The sequence below is a fragment of the Pseudomonas sp. 382 genome (assembly GCF_002759075.1).
GTDB lineage: Bacteria > Pseudomonadota > Gammaproteobacteria > Pseudomonadales > Pseudomonadaceae > Aquipseudomonas > Aquipseudomonas vlassakiae.
This window is the reverse complement of the sequence record NZ_PEMX01000084.1, coordinates 1-2588: the sequence shown is the minus strand read 5'-3', so window position 1 is coordinate 2588 and position 2588 is coordinate 1. Positions and strand designations below refer to the sequence as shown.

At 60.5% G+C, this 2588-nt stretch carries 5 protein-coding genes; 1 reads left to right on the top strand and 4 read right to left on the bottom strand.

From position 1 onward, the window contains the following. The 4 genes from CQW31_RS30660 to merT all read right to left on the bottom strand — a co-directional run. Positions 1-1142: mercury(II) reductase (locus CQW31_RS30660; protein WP_099816117.1), on the bottom strand; the 1142-nt coding region annotated here is incomplete at its 3' end. Further along, a complete protein-coding gene (gene merF / locus CQW31_RS30655; protein ID WP_000654684.1) occupies positions 1139-1384 on the bottom strand; it encodes a mercury resistance system transport protein MerF in 246 nt (81 codons plus the stop codon). The genes merF and CQW31_RS30660, both read right to left, overlap by 4 nt. A 2-nt stretch (positions 1385-1386) precedes the next feature. Then, positions 1387-1662, bottom strand: coding sequence for a mercury resistance system periplasmic binding protein MerP (gene merP / locus CQW31_RS30650; protein WP_000735441.1), 276 nt, complete (start codon positions 1660-1662; stop codon positions 1387-1389). A gap of 15 nt (positions 1663-1677) precedes the next feature. Then, positions 1678-2028, bottom strand: coding sequence for a mercuric ion transporter MerT (gene merT, locus CQW31_RS30645; protein WP_001294667.1), 351 nt, complete (start codon positions 2026-2028; stop codon positions 1678-1680). 71 nt (positions 2029-2099) lie between these two features. Between merT and merR the strand changes: the two genes are divergently transcribed. Further along, entirely contained in the window at positions 2100-2534 is a 435-nt protein-coding gene (merR, locus tag CQW31_RS30640) for an Hg(II)-responsive transcriptional regulator (protein ID WP_000429838.1), read from the top strand. The last annotated feature ends 54 nt before the right edge of the window (positions 2535-2588 follow it).

The following is a 2588-nucleotide window of genomic DNA, read 5'->3' as shown; positions in this document are numbered from 1 at the left end:
CTCGTGCGCATGCCTTGGTCGATAACGATGGCCCCTTGCGCATTGACAGTGACCCCCGCCGCGTCCAGCGCGAGGCTGCGCGTATTCGGTGCCCGACCGGTGGCAACCAGCAACTTGTCAGCGCGCAATTCACCGTGTCCGGTGGTCAGCACGAATTCGCCGTTCACATGGGCGACCTGGCTGGCTTGCGTGTGCTCCAGCACCTCGATGCCCTCGGCGCGGAAAGCGGCTGTCACGGCCTCGCCGATGGCCGGGTCTTCCCGGAAGAACAAGGTGCCGCGTGCCAGGATCGTGACCTGGCTGCCGAGCCGGGCAAAGGCTTGCGCCAGTTCCAACGCCACCACCGACGAACCGATCACGGCCAGGCGTGCGGGAATGGTGTCGCTGACAAGCGCTTCGGTGGAAGTCCAGTAGGGTGACTCTTTCAGGCCCGGAATCGGCGGCACGGCCGGACTGGCACCGGTGGCGACCAGGCAGCGGTCGAACGTTACCTCGCGCTCGCCACCCTCGTTCAAACGGACGACCAGGCTCTGGTCGTCCTTGAAACGCGCTTCACCGTGCAAAACGGTGATGGCTGGATTGCCGTCCAGGATGCCTTCGTATTTGGCGTGCCGCAGTTCATCGACACGGGCCTGCTGCTGGGCCAGCAGTTTGCTGCGGTCAATCGCAGGCACAGTTGCCGCAATACCGCCGTCGAACGGACTTTCCCGGCGCAGATGGGCAATATGGGCAGCGCGGATCATGATCTTGGACGGCACACAGCCGATATTGACGCAGGTGCCGCCGATGGTGCCGCGTTCGATCAGCGTGACCGTCGCGCCTTGCTCGACGGCCTTCAGCGCCGCCGCCATCGCGGCCCCGCCGCTGCCAATGATGGCGATATGCAAACCGGCGCCCTCAAGTGCATCACGGATTTTTGGTTCATCTTTGAAATCACCAACCCGGATCGAGCCTTGATAACCCAATGCGGCGATGGCGGCCAGCAGTTGGTTGTGGCTCACGGCGGTGTCTGCCATGACTTGCGCGCGGCTTTCTGGATAGGACACCACAGCGGCATTCACGCCGGGAATCTTTTCCAAAGCATCTTTGACATGGGTGGCGCAGGATGTGCAGGTCATGCCATTCACGGTGATTTCGGTCATTTTTTTACTCCATTGAATTTCGGTGTGCAGCAGGCATCGGCTTGGCGTTTTCGTTGGATGGCGTAGATGGTCAAGCCGATGAAAATCGCCAGCGCAGGCAGCAGCACATAGTCCAGATAGCCGGTCAGCGCGGACAAGCCGACCACACCGAGCAAAATGACCAGAACAGGGGTGAAGCAACACAGCGCCACGAGGGTTGTGCCAATGATGCTGACCCGCAGCAGTGTCTTCGGGTCTTTCATGATCAGTTCTTGACTGATGATGGGTAGCCCGCATCCTCGGTAGCCTTGGTCAGTTTCTGCACGCTGGTCTTGGCATCATCGAAGGTGACCACCGCTTCGCGCGTCTCGAAGGTCACGTCAACTTTACTGACGCCATCGACCTTGGAAATCGCCTTCTTGACAGTGATCGGACAGGCCGAGCAGGTCATGCCCGGTACGGACAGCGTAACGGTCTGGGTGGCGGCCCACACGGGGGCAACAACGGCAGCGAGGGCAAGGGCGGAAAGCAGCTTTTTCATGGTGAACTCCTGTGATCAATAGAAAAATGGCACGACGTAGGGAAATCCGAGCGCGACCAAAACCAGCACGGCCACGCCCCAGAAAATGAGCTTGTAAGTAGCTCGCACTTGGGGAATCGCGCAAACCTCACCCGGTTTGCAGGCGGCTGACGGCCGGTAGATGCGCCGCCAGGCGAAGAACAACGCCACCAGCGCCACGCCGATAAAGATGGGGCGATAGGGTTCCAACACCGTCAAGTTGCCGATCCAAGCGCCGCTGAACCCCAAGGCGATCAGAACCAGCGGCCCGAGGCAGCAAGCCGAGGCGAGGATGGCGGCCAGCCCGCCAGTGAAGAGCGCGCCGCGCCCGTTTTGAGGTTCAGACATACGTTTGTCCTTTCGAATCTGAATTGGATAGCTTAAGCTTACTTCCGTAGTTATGTACGGAGTCAAGCGATATGGAAAACAATTTGGAGAACCTGACCATTGGCGTTTTCGCCAGGACGGCCGGGGTCAATGTGGAGACCATCCGGTTCTATCAGCGCAAGGGCTTGCTCCCGGAACCGGACAAGCCTTACGGCAGCATTCGCCGCTATGGCGAGACGGATGTAACGCGGGTGCGCTTCGTGAAATCAGCCCAGCGGTTGGGCTTCAGCCTGGATGAGATCGCCGAGCTGCTGCGGCTGGAGGATGGCACCCATTGCGAGGAAGCCAGCAGCCTGGCCGAGCACAAGCTCAAGGACGTGCGCGAGAGGATGGCTGACCTGGCGCGCATGGAGGCCGTGCTGTCTGATTTGGTGTGCGCCTGCCATGCGCGGAAGGGGAACGTTTCCTGCCCGCTGATTGCGTCACTGCAAGGGAAGAAAGAACCGCGCAGTGCGGACGCGGTGTAGCCCGAGGGAACTACGCCTTAGCGTGCTTTATTTTCCGTTTTCTGAGGCGACTCC

What these genes read in the sequence shown, in the direction of transcription:
- merF (WP_000654684.1), bottom strand. Translation starts at nt 1,384, where the DNA reads ATGAAAGACCCGAAGACACTGCTGCGGGTCAGCATCATTGGCACAACC.
- merP (WP_000735441.1), bottom strand. Translation starts at nt 1,662, where the DNA reads ATGAAAAAGCTGCTTTCCGCCCTTGCCCTCGCTGCCGTTGTTGCCCCC.
- merT (WP_001294667.1), bottom strand. Translation starts at nt 2,028, where the DNA reads ATGTCTGAACCTCAAAACGGGCGCGGCGCGCTCTTCACTGGCGGGCTG.
- merR (WP_000429838.1), top strand. Translation starts at nt 2,100, where the DNA reads ATGGAAAACAATTTGGAGAACCTGACCATTGGCGTTTTCGCCAGGACG.